This is a genomic window from Massilia aurea (assembly GCF_040790145.1).
GTDB lineage: Bacteria > Pseudomonadota > Gammaproteobacteria > Burkholderiales > Burkholderiaceae_D > Telluria > Telluria aurea_C.
The window spans coordinates 482513-499633 of the sequence record NZ_JBFMMP010000001.1; the positions used below are offsets into that span (position 1 = coordinate 482513).

The 17121-nt window shown below is 65.3% G+C and carries 13 protein-coding genes; 10 read left to right on the forward strand and 3 right to left on the reverse strand.

What is annotated here, in order from left to right; translation table 11 throughout:
* The first annotated feature begins 263 nt into the window (after positions 1 to 263).
* Positions 264 to 1637 carry an amino acid permease gene (locus AB2N08_RS02075; protein WP_367608941.1) on the forward strand — a complete coding sequence of 458 codons (1374 nt, stop codon included), beginning with the start codon at positions 264 to 266 and terminating at the stop codon, positions 1635 to 1637.
* On the opposite strand, the gene AB2N08_RS02080 is transcribed toward AB2N08_RS02075, so the two are convergent.
* Positions 1612 to 2154, reverse strand: coding sequence for a DinB family protein (locus tag AB2N08_RS02080; RefSeq protein ID WP_367608942.1), 543 nt, complete (start codon positions 2152 to 2154; stop codon positions 1612 to 1614). The two genes, AB2N08_RS02075 and AB2N08_RS02080, sit on opposite strands and share 26 nt — an antisense overlap.
* A gap of 260 nt (positions 2155 to 2414) precedes the next feature.
* Here AB2N08_RS02080 and AB2N08_RS02085 point away from each other — a divergent pair, with 260 nt between their 5' ends.
* The 5 genes from AB2N08_RS02085 to AB2N08_RS02105 all read left to right on the forward strand — a co-directional run bounded on the left by AB2N08_RS02085 (position 2415) and on the right by AB2N08_RS02105 (position 8518).
* Positions 2415 to 3647: a 3-methyl-2-oxobutanoate dehydrogenase (2-methylpropanoyl-transferring) subunit alpha gene (locus tag AB2N08_RS02085; protein ID WP_367608943.1), complete on the forward strand. Its 1233-nt coding sequence runs from the start codon at positions 2415 to 2417 to the stop codon at positions 3645 to 3647.
* A gap of 2 nt (positions 3648 to 3649) precedes the next feature.
* Complete coding sequence (locus AB2N08_RS02090) at positions 3650 to 4696, forward strand: alpha-ketoacid dehydrogenase subunit beta (protein ID WP_367608944.1); 1047 nt, start codon at positions 3650 to 3652, stop codon at positions 4694 to 4696.
* A gap of 2 nt (positions 4697 to 4698) precedes the next feature.
* Complete coding sequence (locus AB2N08_RS02095; RefSeq protein WP_367608945.1) at positions 4699 to 6054, forward strand: dihydrolipoamide acetyltransferase family protein; 1356 nt, start codon at positions 4699 to 4701, stop codon at positions 6052 to 6054.
* A 3-nt stretch (positions 6055 to 6057) separates the two neighbouring features.
* Positions 6058 to 7461: a dihydrolipoyl dehydrogenase gene (gene lpdA, locus AB2N08_RS02100; protein ID WP_367608946.1), complete on the forward strand. Its 1404-nt coding sequence runs from the start codon at positions 6058 to 6060 to the stop codon at positions 7459 to 7461.
* Positions 7462 to 7549: 88 nt separating this feature from the next.
* Positions 7550 to 8518: an IS1595 family transposase gene (locus AB2N08_RS02105; protein WP_367608947.1), complete on the forward strand. Its 969-nt coding sequence runs from the start codon at positions 7550 to 7552 to the stop codon at positions 8516 to 8518.
* A 70-nt stretch (positions 8519 to 8588) separates the two neighbouring features.
* On the opposite strand, the gene AB2N08_RS02110 is transcribed toward AB2N08_RS02105, so the two are convergent.
* On the reverse strand, positions 8589 to 9224 hold the full coding sequence (locus tag AB2N08_RS02110) for a TetR/AcrR family transcriptional regulator (protein ID WP_367608948.1): 636 nt from the start codon (positions 9222 to 9224) through the stop codon (positions 8589 to 8591).
* Between the two features lie 528 nt (positions 9225 to 9752).
* Here AB2N08_RS02110 and AB2N08_RS02115 point away from each other — a divergent pair.
* Complete coding sequence (locus AB2N08_RS02115; protein ID WP_367608949.1) at positions 9753 to 11366, forward strand: methyl-accepting chemotaxis protein; 1614 nt, start codon at positions 9753 to 9755, stop codon at positions 11364 to 11366.
* A 43-nt stretch (positions 11367 to 11409) separates the two neighbouring features.
* On the opposite strand, the gene AB2N08_RS02120 is transcribed toward AB2N08_RS02115, so the two are convergent.
* Positions 11410 to 11727, reverse strand: coding sequence for a hypothetical protein (locus AB2N08_RS02120; RefSeq protein WP_367608950.1), 318 nt, complete (start codon positions 11725 to 11727; stop codon positions 11410 to 11412).
* A gap of 301 nt (positions 11728 to 12028) precedes the next feature.
* On the opposite strand from AB2N08_RS02120, the gene AB2N08_RS02125 reads away from it, so the two are divergent.
* From AB2N08_RS02125 to AB2N08_RS02135, 3 genes are all read left to right on the forward strand, one after another.
* On the forward strand, positions 12029 to 13627 hold the full coding sequence (locus AB2N08_RS02125; RefSeq protein WP_367608951.1) for a methyl-accepting chemotaxis protein: 1599 nt from the start codon (positions 12029 to 12031) through the stop codon (positions 13625 to 13627).
* Between the two features lie 72 nt (positions 13628 to 13699).
* Complete coding sequence (locus AB2N08_RS02130; RefSeq protein WP_367608952.1) at positions 13700 to 14644, forward strand: DMT family transporter; 945 nt, start codon at positions 13700 to 13702, stop codon at positions 14642 to 14644.
* 214 nt (positions 14645 to 14858) lie between these two features.
* Positions 14859 to 17114: a TonB-dependent receptor gene (locus AB2N08_RS02135; protein WP_367608953.1), complete on the forward strand. Its 2256-nt coding sequence runs from the start codon at positions 14859 to 14861 to the stop codon at positions 17112 to 17114.
* Positions 17115 to 17121 lie beyond the last annotated feature (7 nt).

Consider the following 17121-nt stretch of genomic DNA (forward strand, 5'->3'; position numbering starts at 1 on the left):
GAGTGACAGTGGTTCGTACCGTCTCAATAGCGCCAGGTCTTCTTCGGCGCTACAGGCCGCTTCATCACCTTGGTTTGAAACTGTTTCCACAGCAGGCCAGCCAGGGCCATCATGATCATCTTGCGCATGCTTGTCTCCAGTGAGTGTCGGCGAATTGCCATCACCCCCAGCATAGCTTGCCAAACGAATATGTGTCGCCGGTTTGCCGCGCTCGGCCAATGCAGTAAAATCCCTGTCTTTATAGCAAGATCAAGAGACCGACGATGAACGACGGGCAGCACCAACTCAAGCGCGGGCTGAAGAATCGCCACATCCAGCTGATCGCGCTCGGCGGCGCCATCGGCACCGGCCTGTTCCTCGGCATCGCTTCCACCATCCAGATGGCCGGCCCCTCGGTGCTGCTCGGCTATGCCATTGCCGGCGCGGTCGCGTTCCTGATCCTGCGCCAGTTGGGCGAGATGATCGTCGCCGAGCCGGTCGCCGGCTCGTTCGCCCACTTCGCCGACAAGTACTGCGGCCGCCGGGCCGGCTTCATCTCGGGCTGGAACTACTGGGTGATGTACATCCTCGTCAGCCTGGCCGAACTGACAGCGCTTGGCATCTACATGCAGTACTGGTTCCCCGAACTGCCGACCTGGGTCTCGGCGCTGGGCTTTTTCGTGCTCGTCAATCTGCTCAGCTTGCTGAACGTGAAAGTGTTCGGCGAGCTGGAATTCTGGTTCGCCGTGGTCAAGGTGGTGGCCGTCGTCGGCATGATCGTGTTTGGCCTGTACCTGCTGATCGGCGGCGGCGCCGGGCCTGAGGCGGGCGTATCGAACCTGTGGCGCCACGGCGGCTTCTTCCCCAATGGCGTCGGCGGCCTGGCCATGGCCATGGCGGTGATCATGTTCTCGTTCGGCGGCCTGGAACTGATCGGCATCACCGCTGCCGAAGCGGACGACCCGGCACGCACCATCCCGAGCGCCACCAATAATGCGGTGTACCGCATCCTGATCTTCTACATCGGCGCCCTGGCCGTGCTGCTGATGCTGTTCCCGTGGCAGAAGGTCGTCACTGGCGGCAGCCCGTTCGTGCTGATCTTCGCCGCACTCGACAACGGCTGGGTCGCCAACGTGCTGAACCTGGTCGTGCTGACCGCCGCGCTGTCGGTCTACAACGGCTGCGTGTATGCGAACAGCCGCATGCTGTTCGGCCTGGCCGAACAAGGCAATGCGCCACGCGCCCTGATGCGCACCAATGCGCGCGGCGTGCCGCTCAACGCGCTGGCCGTGTCGGCCGTGGCCACCGGCTCGGCAGTCCTGATCAATTATTTCCTGCCGCGCGACGCGCTCGGCCTGGTCATGAGCCTGGCCGTGGCCGCGCTCGTGATCAACTGGGCGATGATTTCGTGGAGTCATCTGCGCTTCCGGCGGCACAACGACAGCGCCGGCGCAACGCCGCTGTTTCGCAGCCCGTGGTTCCCGATTTCCAACTACATCTGCCTGGCGTTCGTGGCGATCCTCCTGGTGATCATGGCGCTCACACCGGGGCTGCGCATCTCGGTGATCCTGATCCCGATCTGGCTGGCGTTGCTGGGGCTTGGCTTCTGGCTGCGCGAAAGGCGCGCCAGGATCACGCCGGCCCCAGGTCCCCGATAAGCATCAAGAGGTCGGTCACGCCGATATCGACGCCCGCCTGCGTCAACAGCGTGCTGGCCTGGCCGCGATGGTGGGTCTGGTGATTGAACAGGTGTAGCAGCAGGCTGCCGAAGGGCTTGCGAAACGCCATGCCGCGCGTGTTGCGGTACACGAGAACGTGCTCCAGGTCGTGCGGCGTCAGTTCGTCCGCCAGCGCCGTGATCGTCCGGTCAAGGCGCTCGCGCTGCGCCCGCAGAATTGGCAAACTGTCCCCGTACGACTGGCGCAGATCGCTCGGAACCGGCACGCCCCGTAGTAGATCGAGCGCCCGCAGCGCCCTGGCATGGCCGGCAAAGCGCATCAGCCAGATCGTGTCGCCGGCCACCAGATGATTCAGCGTTCCCAGTACCGAACCGAAAAACGCGCCACGCTCGGCCACGATTGCCTCGTGCGGCAGCGTTGCTGCGGCGTCGTAGACGTTGCGATTCATCGTCGCGTTATAGCGCGCCAACAGGATGATGTCGTCACAGGTCGGCATGCCACCTCCATTAGTCAGTCGAGAACGCTGATTCTCGCACCTCGGCGCGTTTCCTATTCAAAATAAAATGTTGCGCAGCACCGCTGCCGCAGCGACTTCGCGTGCGCCGTACGACACCGCGCAATCGGGCTTCTTCGTGCGCGCACGACGCCCTCGTATGGTGCAGAGCAATATGAAAATAGTTGCGCGCAGTTGACGTAAACGTCAATCAGCACGCTATGATCTTCGTGCTGCACACCACCTCACAAGGGAAAGCACATATGAGCCAGAGCAATCCTCTGTCGCTGCACGTACCGGAGCCTACCGGCCGCCCGGGCTGCAAGACCGATTTTACGTATCTCCAGTTGACACCTGCCGGCGCTGTCCGGCGCCCGCCCATCGATGTGGCCCCGCTCGAGACGAGCGACATGGCCCAGCAACTCATCCGCGTGCTCGACGAGCACGGCAACGCCGTTGGCCCCTGGGCCGAGGCGCCAGACCGCGACCTGCTGCGCTTTGGCCTGCGCACGATGATGAAGACCCGCATCTTCGATGCGCGCATGGTCATTGCCCAGCGCCAGAAGAAAATGTCCTTCTACATGATCAGCCTCGGCGAAGAAGCGATCGGTACCGCCCAGGCGCTCGCGCTGCAAGATGGCGACATGAATTTCCCGACCTACCGCCAGCAAAGCCTGCTGATGGCGCGCGAAGTGCCGCTGGTCGACATGATCTGCCAGTTGCTGTCGAACGAGCGCGATCCGCTCAAGGGCCGCCAGTTGCCGGTGATGTACTCGGTGCGCAATGCCGGCTTCTTCACGATTTCCGGCAACCTCGCCACCCAGTACCCGCAAGCGGTCGGCTGGGCCATGGCCTCGGCCATCAAGGGCGACACCAAGATCGCCTCGGCCTGGATCGGCGACGGCGCCACTGCCGAATCCGATTTCTCCACCGCCCTCACCTTTGCCCATGTGTACCGCGCCCCGGTCATCCTCAACGTGGTGAACAACCAGTGGGCGATCTCGAGCTTCCAGGCGATTGCCGGCGGCGAAAGCGTGACGTTCGCCACGCGGGGCATCGGCAGCGGCATCGCCTCGCTGCGCGTCGACGGCAATGATTTTCTCGCCGTGCTGGCCGCCTCGCGCTGGGCCGCCGAACGCGCGCGCAGCAACCTGGGCCCGACGCTGATCGAATGGGTCACCTACCGCGCCGGCCCGCACTCGACGTCGGACGATCCGGCGCGTTATCGCCCGGCCGACGACTACGCCCGCTTCCCGCTGGGCGACCCGATCGCCCGCCTGCGCCAGTACCTGACCAATCTGGGCTGGTGGTCGGACGCCGAGCACGAGGCCACGCACACGGAACTCGAAGCCGAGATCCTGGCGGCGCAAAAAGAAGCAGAGAGTTTCGGCATCCTGGGCGACGAGCGCGCACCGAGCGCCGCGACGATGTTCGAAGACGTTTATAAAGACATGCCGGAGCACCTGCGCCGTCAGCGTCAACAGCTGGGGGTGTGACCATGGCACGCGACGATTTACCGAAAGACTCGGCCACGGTGCCGATGACCATGATCCAGGCGCTGCGCTCGGCCATGGACGTGATGATGGAACGCGACGACAACGTGGTCGTCTATGGGCAGGACGTCGGCTACTTCGGCGGCGTGTTTCGCGTCACCGATGGATTGCAAGCGAAATACGGCAAGTCGCGCGCGTTCGACGCGCCGATTTCCGAAGGCGGCATCGTCGGCACCGCCGTCGGCATGGCCGCGTACGGCCTGCGGCCGGTGGTCGAGATCCAGTTCGCCGACTATTTTTATCCGGCGACCGACCAGATCGTGTCCGAAGCGGCGCGCCTGCGCTACCGCTCGGCCGGCGAATTCACGGCCTCGATGGTGATCCGCATGCCTTGCGGCGGCGGCATCTACGGCGGCCAGACCCACAGCCAGAGCCCGGAAGCGTTTTTCACCCACGTGTGCGGCCTGCGCACCGTGATGCCGTCGAACCCGTACGACGCCAAGGGTTTGCTCATCGCGTCGATCGAGAACGACGACCCGGTGATCTTCCTCGAACCGAAACGCCTGTACAACGGACCGTTCGACGGTCACCACGACCGCCCGGTCGTCCCGTGGTCGGGCCACCCGAAAGGCGACGTACCTACCGGCTACTACACGGTGGAACTGGACAAGGCGGCCATCGTCCGCCCCGGCAACGACGTCACCGTGATCGCCTACGGCACCATGGTCTGGGTCGCCGAGGCGGCGGCGCGTGAGTCGGGCATCGATGCCGAGGTGATCGACCTGCGCAGCATCTGGCCGCTCGACCTCGACACCATCGTCAAATCGGTCCATAAAACGGGCCGCTGCGTGATCGTGCACGAGGCAACCCAGACGAGCGGCTTCGGCGCCGAACTGGCCGCGCTCGTGCAGGAGCACTGCTTCTACCAGCTGGAGGCGCCGATCGGGCGCGTGGCCGGCTGGGACACCCCGTATCCGCATGCGCAGGAATGGGCTTACTTCCCGGGGCCCGACCGCGTCGGCGCGGCCTTGACCCGCGCGATGGAGGGTTGATCATGGGTATTCACGTCATCAAGATGCCGGATCTCGGCGAAGGCATCGCCGAAGTCGAAGTCGTGGCCTGGCATGTGCAGCCGGGCGACACCGTCCGTGAAGACCAGGTGCTGGCCGACGTCATGACCGACAAGGCGACGGTGGAAATTCCCTCGCCGGTGGCCGGCACCATCACCAGCCTGGGCGGCGCCATCGGTCAGGCGCTGGCCGTGGGCGCCGAGTTGATCCGCCTCGAGGTTGCTGGCAACGGCAACGTCAACCCGGACAAGGCGCGGCGCGAGCCCGTGCAATCGGGCGCGGCCACGGCGCCGGCCGAGGAAGTGGCCGAGCCGCAGCTGGAAGCCGTGGCGGCGCACGCAGCGCCGATGCCAGCGTCAGTGAGCACGCCAGCCAACGTGCCAGCGAAGGCGCCAGTGAAGGCGACGCCGCCGGCACGCGCCACGCCAGGCGCACCAGGATCACCACTGCGCGCCGACGGCGAAAAGCCGCTGGCGCCGCCGGCCGTGCGCCAGCGCGCCTGGGATCTCGGCGTCGAACTCCAGTTCGTGCCCGGCAGCGGCCCCGCCGGCCGCATCACGCATGCCGACCTCGACGCCCACGTGGCCGGGCGCCGTGGCGGCGTAGCCAATGGCGGCATGGACGAACGCTACGCCGAGCAGCACGGCGAGCACGCCACGCAGATCATCGGCCTGCGCCGCAAGATCGCCGAGAAGATGCAGGAAGCCAAGCGCAACATCCCGCACTTCACCTATGTCGAAGAAGTCGACGTGACCGAGCTCGAAGCCCTGCGCCTGCAGCTCAATGCGCGCTATGGCGATGAACGCGGCAAGCTCACGCTGCTGCCGCTGCTGATGCGCGCCGTGGTCCTGGCCCTTCGCAGTTTTCCGTCAATGAGCGCGCGCTACGACGACCAGGCCAATACCCTGACCACGTTCGACGCGGCCCACATCGGCATCGCAGCGCAGACCGAATCGGGCCTGATGGTGCCGGTCGTGCGCCACGCCGAGTCGCGCGATCCGTGGTCGAACGCCGCCGAAATCGCGCGCCTGGCCGAAGCGGCCCGCAGCGGCAAGGCCACGCGCGACGAGCTCACCGGTTCGACGATCACGATCACGAGCCTGGGCGCGCTGGGCGGCATCGTCACCACGCCGGTCATCAATCGCCCGGAAGTGGCCATCGTGGGCGTGAACCGCATCGTCGACCGCCCCGTGATCCGCGATGGCGCGATGGTCGCGCGCAAGATGATGAACCTGTCGTCGTCGTTCGACCACCGCGTGATCGACGGCATGGTCGCGGCCCAGTTCGTCCAGTCGATTCGGGGCTACCTCGAGTTTCCTGCCACCCTGTTCGTGGAGTAAGCGATGGAGACGATCAACACGACACTCCTGATCATCGGCGGCGGACCAGCAGGCTATGTCGCGGGCATCCGCGCCGGCCAGCTCGGGGTCGCCGCCATCGTGGTCGAAGGCGCGCAGCCGGGCGGCACCTGCCTGAACATCGGCTGCATTCCCTCGAAGGCGCTGATCCACGCGGCCGACGAATACGCCAAGACCGTGCACTACGCGGCGCAAACGTCGCCGCTCGGGATCAAGGTGGAGGCGCCCAGTATCGACCTCGAACGCACGGTGGCCTGGAAGGATGGCATCGTCAAGCGCCTGACCGGCGGCGTCGGCGCGCTCCTGAAAAAACAGGGCGTGCGCGTGGTGCGCGGCTGGGCGCGCATCCTCGACGGCAAGACGGTCGAGGTGCAGCCGCATGAAGGCAGCGGGCAAGAGCCGGTGCGCATCCGCTGCGAACACCTGCTGCTGGCCAGCGGCTCGCACGCGGTCGAACTGCCGTTCATGCCGTTTGGCGGGTCTGTCATTTCCTCGACCGAAGCGCTGTCTTTGAGCACGGCGCCGCGCCGCCTGGTGGTGGTCGGCGCCGGCTATATCGGCCTCGAGCTGGGCACGGCGTTCCGAAAATTGGGTAGCCAGGTCACCGTGGTCGAGGCGGCCGAGCGCATCCTGCCGGCCTACGATGCCGACCTGGTCAAACCGGTGACGGCGTCGCTCGAACGCCTCGGGGTCGAGGTGCGCCTGGCCACATCGGTGCTCGGCATGGAGGGTGACCAGGTCAAGGTGCGCGACGCATCCGGCGTAGAAGCTTACCTGGAGGCCGACCGCGTGCTGGTGGCCGTCGGCCGCAAGCCGGCGACGACCGGGTGGGGCCTCGAACACCTGATGCTCGACATGCACGGGCGCGCCGTCAAGATCGACGAGCAATGCCGCACGTCGATGCGCAATGTGTGGGCGATCGGGGACCTGACCGGCGAACCGATGCTGGCCCACCGCGCGATGGCACAGGGCGAAATGGTCGCCGAGATCATCGCCGGCAAGCGGCGCTGGTTCCAGCCGGCGGCCATGCCAGCCGTGTGCTACACCGACCCGGAAATCGTCGTGGCCGGGATGTCGCCGGCCGAGGCGGCCGCGGCCGGCATCGACGCCATCAGCGCGAGCTTCCCGTTCAGCGCCAACGGCCGGGCGATGACGATCGAGAGCGCCGATGGTTTCGTGCGCGTCGTGGCGCGCAAGGACAATCACCTGATTCTGGGCTGGCAGGCGGTGGGTGTCGGGGTAGCCGAACTGGCGGCTGGCTTCACGCAATCAATCGAACTGGGCGCGCAGCTGGAAGACGTGGCGCGCACCATCCACGCCCATCCGACCCTTGGTGAAGCAGTGCAGGAAACCGCGCTGCGCGCGCTGGGACACGCCCTGCATATCTGAAGGCGCTGTTATCGTTAAATAGTGATGAGATCTGAACCGATGAGCTGCCGCGCAGTCCAACCCCTGTTGCCATCGACAGGAGCGGTCCATGAAAGCGCCCCGTTTCACGAGTTGGTTCGGCAAGCTGCGCTTGTTGAACCAGCCACAGCGCCTGCGGGTGCTCGATGCATTGCACCCGGCAGCCGGCCTCGAGCAGGTCATCGCGTTGATCGGCCAGATCCGGGAGGCTGGGCGCTGTTGTCCACGTTGCAGCAGTCGTTGCTGGTACCGGCACGGCCATGCCAACGATCTGCAGCGCTTTCGCTGCCGCGACTGCGGGCGCACTTTCAACGACTTGAGCGGCACGCCGCTGGCGCGCCTTCGGCTGCGCGGCAAATGGCTCGATTATCTGCAAACCCTGCTCGACGCGACGAGCGTGCGGCGCGCCGCCAGCCGCGTCGGCGTGCACCGCAACACGGCTTTTCGCTGGCGTCACCGGTTTCTGCACTGGGTCAAGCTGGATCGCCCGGCGCAACTGGGCGGCATCGTCGAATGCGACGAAATGTTCTTGCTCGAATCGCAGAAAGGGGCGCGCACGCTCAACCGGCCGCCGCGCAAGCGAGGTGGCGCTGCCAGCAAGCGCGGCATTTCCAACGAACTCGATTGTATTCTGATAGCGCGTGATCGCAGCGGAGCGACGATCGACGCCGTCGTCGGTCGTGGCGCATTGAAGGCGGCGCAGCTCGAGCAACACCTGCTCCCCAAACTCGACCGGCAAGCGCTGCTGGTCACCGATGCCAATGCCGCCTACCGTTCTTTTTCTCGCCGGCACGGTATCGCGCACGAGTGTGTCAATCTACGCGCTGGCGTGAGGGTGCGCCATGCCAGGCAGAGCGCGATCCACGTTCAGAACGTCAATGGTTATCACAGCCGGTTTCGCACCTGGCTGGCACGGTTCAATGGCGTGGCGTCGCGCTACCTTCCGAACTATCTGGGTTGGCGTTGGGCACATGATGGCGGCCGGATAACGACCAGGGAACAATTGCTGCGTATCGCAGTCAGCGTCATCTACAGCTAACTGTGACAGCGCCTATCTGAAAAAAAGGCGCCGTCCCTCGCGGTGACGGCGCCTTGCCTGTTCGGGCCGACTATGCCACGCTGCGCGGCGCGATCCGGCGCGAATTCGCCAACACCGTGCCCAGGCGCAGCGCCGTGGCAACTGCCTTGTCGATCGGCGGCTCGTAGCCGCACGCGATCCAGCGCATGGCGATGTGGATCACGCCGCCGATGACGCCCGCCTGCAGCAACTCGTCGTCCAGCGCTTCCGGCGCCAGCAAACGCGCCACGGCGGCACCGAATTCGCGCAACGAATCGTCGAAAGTACGATCCACGGCGGCGCTGACACCACGGATCTCAACCAGGAACACGCGCGCCGAACGCGGGTCGCGCTGGAGCGAGGAGAAATAAGCGTGGAGCATGGCTCGGGAGCGCGCGACCTTGCCACCACGCGCCGTCTCACCGGCGTGCAGGATTTTTTCCAGGACCGAACCGGTCACGAAATTGTAACAATCGATCAACAATGCTTCACTGTTTGCGAACGATTCGTAAAAGTAGCGTTCGGTGAGCCCGGCCGCATCGCAAACGGCTTTGACGGTCGCGTTGTGATAGCCCCGTTCACCGTACACGGCGATGGCGCCCGCAATCAGCCGGCTGCGCCGGTCAGCGCGGCGCTGCTCGGGAGTCTGTCCGCGATAGGAGCGGGTGTTTGATAGCTCTTGAGTCATCGCAACATTCTGACACACTATCACTAATAGTGATGACAATCTGTCATGTCAATGATGCCTGTTATGCAAAATGGTTACACATCGGTGCAAGCACTGCTGACCACTGCCGGAAGCGCGCAGCAGGCCGACGTTCCAGATCTTGAGCTGTGGCACGGCGATGCCTGCATTCCGACAGCATAACGCACATATAATCCGGCAGTTCCGAAACTTTGTGTTCTGACCTTTGCTCGGGCAATTTATCCTTGGCGATCGAACAAGTTCAGCGTCTTCATCCTGGCCAGGTCATATGCCTGCGCTTTCGGCCGCAGTGCTGTCCATCCTCACCTTTGGCGCAATGCCATCCCGTTCGACCGGACGGCGCGCATGCTCGATGCGTTTTTGCTTCGACGCAACATATGTTTCTTTTTTGAACTATAATGCGCGCCGTCATGCGCTCTCGCGCATCCCTCGTTATCCGGCCACATGCCGACGTCGAACATTCGCAGCGTGCGCCAATTTCGCGCGCTGGCTCCACAGGATCATTTACCAATGAAGAATCTGTCATTAGGCGCCCGTCTCGGGCTAGGCTTTGCCGTTGTACTCGCACTACTGGTTGCCCTTGCCGCAACTTCGCTCACCCGCATGCAAAGCGCAGGCGACCTGACCTATCGCCTGGTCAACACCAGCATGAAGAACCAGCGTGACATCGCCGAATGGCGCCGGCATATCGAAGTCAATACCGCCATCGACGACGCCGTGTATCACGGCGCTGATGCGTCGGTCCTCGACAACAACGACAAGCGCCGCCAAGCCATCACCGAGCGGCTGGACGTGCTGCAGCGCGAAATCGATGCCGCCTTGAAGAATCCGGGTGTGCGCGAGCAGTTCGGCGTGGTCAAGCAGGAACGCGCGGCGTACCTGACCGCGCGTGCAGCGATGTTCAATGCCAAGCGCAGCGGCGATCAAGCCCAGCTCGACGCGGCATATCGCAACAACCTGACGCCCCATACGGCAACCTATGTGGCTGCGGTCGAGAAGTTCGCGGGCATGCAGATCAAGGCGACCAGCGCCATCGCCACCAATATCCTCGATGCGTACGCCAGCACCCGCGTGATCCTGCTGACGCTGGGCGCGGTCGCCCTGATCCTGGGCGCGGCCTGCGCCTGGGTCATCACCCGCTCGATCACGGTGCCGCTGCGGGGCGCCGTGGACGTGGCCGAACGTGTGGCTGGCGGCGACCTCACCAGCCGCATCAGGGCCGACCGCAACGACGAAGTCGGCCAGTTGATGGCTGCGCTGGGGCGCATGAACACGAGCCTGGCGGGCATCGTCGGCCAGGTCCGCGACGGTACTGCGACCATCGCACAGGCCTCTGGCGAAATTGCCAGCGGCAACCAGGATCTGTCGGCCCGCACCGAGCAGCAAGCCAGCTCGCTCGAAGAAACCGCCGCCTCGATGGAAGAACTGACCTCGACCGTGCGCCAGAATACCGAGCATGCGCGGCGCGCCAATGTTCTCGCGCAGGACGCCGCCGGCGTGGCCGCCGACGGTGGCCGCATGGTGGCAGACGTGGTCGGCACCATGGGCCGGATCGACGCGTCGTCGCAGCGCATCGTCGACATCATCGGCGTCATCGACGGCATCGCTTTCCAGACAAATATCCTGGCCCTGAATGCCGCGGTGGAAGCAGCCCGCGCGGGAGAACAAGGTCGCGGGTTCGCGGTCGTGGCCGGTGAAGTACGCACGCTGGCGCACCGTTCGGCGGCCGCGGCCAAGGAAATCAAGGATCTGATCGACGACTCCGTCAATCAGGTGCGCGAGGGTACGCAGCAGGTCGACCGCGCCGGCGCCACGATGCAGCAAATTGTCGAGCGCATCGGCCATGTCACGGTGATCATGGGTGAGATCGCTGCCGCCAGCGAAGAGCAAAGCGCGGGCATCGAGCAGGTCAATACTGCCATCGTCGAAATGGACCGGGTGACACAGCAGAACGCCGCGCTGGTTGAAGAAGCGGCGGCAGCAGCCGACGCCATGCGCGAACAGGCCGGTGAACTGGCGGCCGTGGTCGGCACGTTCCGCACCGAAGGTAGCCAGCCGCAACTGGCCGCCAAGCGCAATCCTGCGCCTACGCCGCGTGTCGGACGCACTGCACTTTCGGCTTAACGAGAGACGCCGGACGTGCACCATACGGCGCACGTTTACCCTATTACTTGTTACCCTGGCGATTTCCAGTTCCGGCCGCCGCCTGGCTGCCTTGACGATCCAAGCCGTCAGTCTTGCCCTGGAAACCCGCATCGCCCTGCTCTTCGCTGGAACCGCCCGCCAGCAGATCATCGGTACGCCCGGCCTGCTGATCGGCTTTTTGCTGCGCACCGCCTCCAGTCAACGACTGCTTGCTGCCGCTGCCGGCAATATCGCCGGTCGAACCCGCGCCCATCGTCGCCGCGCTTGTCGTGCCGCTCGTGAGCTGATCCCAGTTGCGGCCCTTGCTATCCGGATTCTTGGTGTCGTTGTTCATTGCCATGATTGTCTCCTGACTAATATCTATTCAATCATCTTAGGCCGTTTTCCAACCGCTGCCATAGGCGCTTCACTCCGCTCGATGTAGGACTGGGAGCGCATGGGATGCATCATCCGCCTGGCATCACAATCAGCACCACTACTGAGTTGCGATTTTGCCGCATTGCAACTTTTAGGCATGGTACGACGCTATACTGCCCGTGAACCGCGCTTCCTGGCGCACCGCCTGCCTGGGCGATACAAGCGTTCCGCCACCTGCAGCCTGGCCGTCAAGCGCTGCACTTTCGACCCTTAGGACCATTCCAATGAAGAATCTGAAGTTAGGCGCCCGTCTCGGGCTGGGCTTTGCAATCGTGCTGGCGCTGCTGGTCGCGCTGAGCGCCACCTCGCTCACGCGCATGGAAAAAGCAGGCAGCATGACCGAACGCCTCGTCAAGACCAGCATGAAGAACCAGCGCGATATCGCCGAGTGGCGCCGCAACATCGAGGTCAACACAGCGATCAACGAGACCGTGTATTACGGCCCCGACGCGTCGATCCTGGACGTGGTCGCCGCGCGCCGCGCCGCCATCACCGCGCGCTCGAACGTGCTGCAAAAGGAAATCGACGCAGCGCTGGTCAATCCGGCCGTGCGCGAGCAACTCAAGGTGGTCAAGGAAGAGCGCGTGGCGTATATGGCGGCGCGCGACGCGCTGTTTGCCGCCAAGCGCGCCGGCGACCAGGCCCAGCTCGATGAAATCTACCGTGCCCGCATGGTGCCGCAAACCACCTCTTACCTGGCCGTGGTACAGAAGTTCGCCGACATGCAGATCGCCGCCACCAGCGTCATCGCAACCACGATCCTCGATTCGTACGCCAGCACCAAGGTGATCCTGTTCACGCTGGCTGGGGTGGCGCTGCTGCTGGGCATTGCCTGCGCGTGGTTCATCACCCGATCGATCACGCTGCCGCTGCGCACCGCGGTCGAGGTCGCCGAACGCGTCGCCGGGGGCGACCTCACCAGCCGCTTCGAGACGGGCCGGCGCGATGAAGTCGGCCAGCTGATGGATGCGCTGGGCCGCATGAACACGAGCCTGGCCGGCATCGTCGGCCAGGTGCGCGACGGCACCGCCACCATCTCGCAGGTCTCGGGCGAAATCGCCAGCGGTAACCAGGACCTGTCGGCCCGCACCGAACAGCAGGCCAGCGCATTGGAAGAAACCGCCGCCTCGATGGAAGAACTGACCTCGACCGTCCGCCAGAACACCGAGCACGCGCACCGCGCCAACAGCCTGGCCGCCACCGCCGCCGGCGTGGCCGGTGAAGGCGGCCGCATGGTTGCCGACGTCGTCGGGACAATGGGTCGCATCGATGCTTCTTCTCAGCGCATCGTCGACATCATCGGCGTGATCGACGGCATCGCCTTCCAGACGAATATCCTGGCCCTGAATGCAGCGGTGGAAGCGGCCCGCGCCGGAGAACAAGGTCGCGGTTTCGCGGTCGTGGCCGGCGAGGTGCGCACGCTGGCCCACCGTTCGGCGGCGGCGGCCAAGGAAATCAAGGGCCTGATCGACGACTCGGTGGCGCAAGTGCGCGAAGGCACGCGCCAGGTTGACCTGGCCGGCACGACCATGCAGCAGATCGTGCACAGCATCGGCCAGGTCACGGTGATCATGAACGAGATCACCGCCGCCAGCGAAGAGCAGAGCGCCGGCATCGAGCAGGTCAACACGGCGATTGTCGAGATGGACCGTGTCACGCAGCAAAACGCCGCACTGGTCGAAGAAGCGGCCGCGGCCGCTGACGCGATGCGCGAACAGGCCGGCCAGCTCGAATCCGTGGTGGCCACGTTCCGCCTCGAGAACGGCCAGGCCCGTGGCGCGCGCGTGATGCCGCCGGCCTCCCGCATCGCCCTGGCGGCTTGAGCTACAATTCCCCGCTGACGGTCTCGACCGAAACAAACACGAACAAACAGGTAGCAACAGAAAGAGCGGCGGATGGGGATCGGTGTCTTGTGCGGCCTGCTGGCCGGCGCCATGTGGGGCATGGTGTTCATCGCGCCGGCTTACCTGGCCGCATTTACGCCGCTGCAGCTGGCGGCTGGCCGCTACCTGGCCTACGGCGCCATCGCCCTCGTCCTCATGGGCCCGCGCCTGTCCGCCCTGCTTGCCCGCCTGACGCGCGCCGACCTGTTCGCACTGGCGCGCCATGCGCTGGCCGGCAACCTCGTGTATTACGTGCTGCTCGCCTACGGCGTGCAATATGCGGGCGTCGCACCCACTTCTCTGATCGTCGGCATGGTGCCACTGGTCGTCACGCTGCTCGGGCGCAACGACCACGGCGCCGTTCCACTGCGGCGCATGCTGGCCCCGCTGCTGCTGGTGGCCATCGGCATCGCCTGCATCAACATCGACACCTTTGCCCACGCACCGGTCGACGCGTCCGGCGTCGCCGTTGCCGGCGGCGTGCTGTGCGCCGCCGGCGCGTTGCTGTGCTGGAGCTGGTATGCGCTCGACAATGCGCGCTACCTGAAAAACAATCTCCATTTCGGCAGCGGCGAATGGTCGGCGCTGTACGGCCTGGCCACCGGCGTGCTGTCACTGATCCTGGCGCCGCTTGCCTTCTGGGGCGCTGGCGAGCCGCAAGCGGGCGCGCGCGACTGGACCGTGTTCTGGGCCTGCAACGCGCTGCTGGCGCTGGGCGCGTCAGTGATCGGCAACCACTTCTGGAACGTGGCCAGCCGCCGCGTGCCGGTCACGCTCACCGGCCAGCTGATCCTGTTTGAAACGCTGTTCGCCCTGTTGTATGGATTCGTCTACCGGGGCGCCGGTCCACGGCCACTTGAAATGACGGCCATCGGCCTGTTGATTGCTGGCGTGGCCTGGTCGGTGCGGCTGCACAGTGCCGGCGATCGTACCCTGCCGGCCACGCTGGAACACTAGAGCGGTAGCCATCCCGGCCAGCGCGGTCCAGACACCGTTGCGTGTAAGTATCAATTTCGTTCAATTAACTTACTGGGACTTTTTCCCGTAGTAATGAACTGCTAGACTCTCGGGCGTGGCATTGCCTGGCGCAATGATTTTTGCCACCAAGAACAACAAAGATCATGCATCGCCCAGGACGGGTCAGCATCGGTCTTATCAGGGAGTCGTATACATGAAAGCAACCCCAGTCCGCCCAGCCCTGAAGCTGCTGGTCGCGGCAGTCTCGGCGATCGTCTGCGGTGTCGCCGCGGCGCAAACCGCCCAAACCGCCACCACCCTGGACAGCGACGGCACCGTCCCGGAAGTCGTCGTCACCGCCCAGCGCACCGAATCGCTGGCCTCGCGCACTCCACTCGCCATGAGCGTTCTCTCCGGCGAACAGCTGCGCGACCTTGGCGCCGACAGCGCCGGCGCCCTCGGCCCACGCCTGCCCAATGTCTACATCGACCAGGCCTTCTCGGGCCTGCGCCTGACGATCCGCGGCATCAGCAACAGCGACAGCACCGACAAGGGCGACCCGTCGGCCGCCTTCATGCAGGACGGCGTGTACATCGCCCGGCCTGCCGGCCAGAGCGGCAACTTCCTCGACATCGACCGCATCGAAGTCCTGCGCGGCCCGCAAGGTACCTTGTACGGCCGCAATACCACCGCCGGCCTGGTCAACGTCATCTCGAACGTCCCCACCGACCACTTCGAGGGCGCCCTGGGATTGGAAGCCGGCACCTACAACCGGCGCAAGGTCGACGGCATGATCAACGTGCCGGTGAACGACATGCTGTCGCTGCGCGCCGCCGTGAGCAAGTTGCAGCACGACCCTTACCTGAACAATGGCCAGGGCACGCAGCTGCGTCCGGGCATGGACCAGGACGACCGCGACGCACGCCTGAGCGCCAGAATCAAGCTGGGCAGCGATGCCAGCCTGGTGCTGCGCTACGACTACGGGAAGGCCGAAGGTAACAACGACCGCTTCGTGCCGGACACGAACTTCTTCACCGGCGTGGCCAGCGGCAAGCCCGTGTACCGCGACAGTACGACTGACGAACGCCTGACCAACAGCTTCCGCCCGCCGAACATGACGCCGGTGCAGGGCTGGCAAGACCGCGTGGCGCAGGGCGTCTCGGCAGACCTGAGCTGGAAGCTCGGCCCGGCCACGCTGTACTACCTGGGCTCGCACCGCAAGCTGGACCAGGAAATCCGCCAGAATTATTACTACCGTGTGGCCCCGACCGTTGCCCTTGGCGTGATCAACAACTACGACGGCCATAACGAGCAGGATTCGCACGAGCTGCGCCTGGCCACGAACGGCGCCGGCCCGATCAGCGCCCAGGGCGGCCTGTATTATTTCAGCGAGACGAGCAACACGTCGTACTCGTTCCAGGGCCTGCAGCCGGTCGGCTTGCCGCCCTACTATGCCTTCCCGCTGGTGACCGACGCGCGCAGCCGCGCCGTGTTCGGCCAGCTGACCTGGCGCGTGGCCGACGACCTGCGCCTGACCGCTGGCGCCCGCCGCACGGAGGACGACAAGGACCGCGTCGGTTCGACCGACTTCCAGCAAGGCCCCGTGTTCAATCCGGCCACCGACCGCCGCCTCCTCAATGCCGCCGAGCTGGACACCGCGCGCACGACCTGGCGCCTGGGCGCCGAATATGACCTGCTGCCCACGACCCTGCTGTACGGGAGCCTGGCCACTGGCTACAAGGCCGGCGGCTTCAACGACGGCTGCATCGCCGGCACGACCGCGCTGGGTATTTCGTGCCCGGCCGCGGCGGCTGTTTCGGAAAGCGCGCTGTACTACCAGCCGGAAGAACTGCGCGCCTGGGAAGCCGGCGTGAAGTCGCGCCTCTGGGGCGGTCGCGTCACCGTCAACGCCGCCGCCTTCGTGTACGACTACACCAATCTGCAGCTGAGCGGCACCGCCATCGTCTCGGGCGCACCGCGCATCCTGACCGGCAATGCCGGCGTGGCCCGTTCGCGCGGCCTGGAGCTCGACGGCGAAATCCGCGTCGGCAGCAACGGCCGCCTGAGCTACGGCGCCACCGTGCTCGACGCCCACTACGTGACTTACAACCCGACCGCCGCCGTGTCGTGGGCCGGGCGGAAGCTCGATCGCGCGCCGAGCCATGTGTATACGCTCGGCTATGAACACCGCTTCGCCGTGTTTGGCGGCCAGCTGCATGCCGGTGTGTTCTCGCGCCGGAGCAGCGACTACGTGATCACGATCCCGAGCCAGCTGCTCGAGTACCGGATTCCCGCGCACACGACCACCGACGCCACGCTGCGCTACGCCCCAACCGGCAGCGCCTGGAGCCTGCTGGCGCGCGTGCGCAACCTGGAAAACTCGGTGCGGCCATCGATCATCGACAGCTTCGGCATGACCACGCCGACGGCCCCGCGCACGGCCGACCTGCGCCTGGATCTGCGCTTCTGATCCGGGT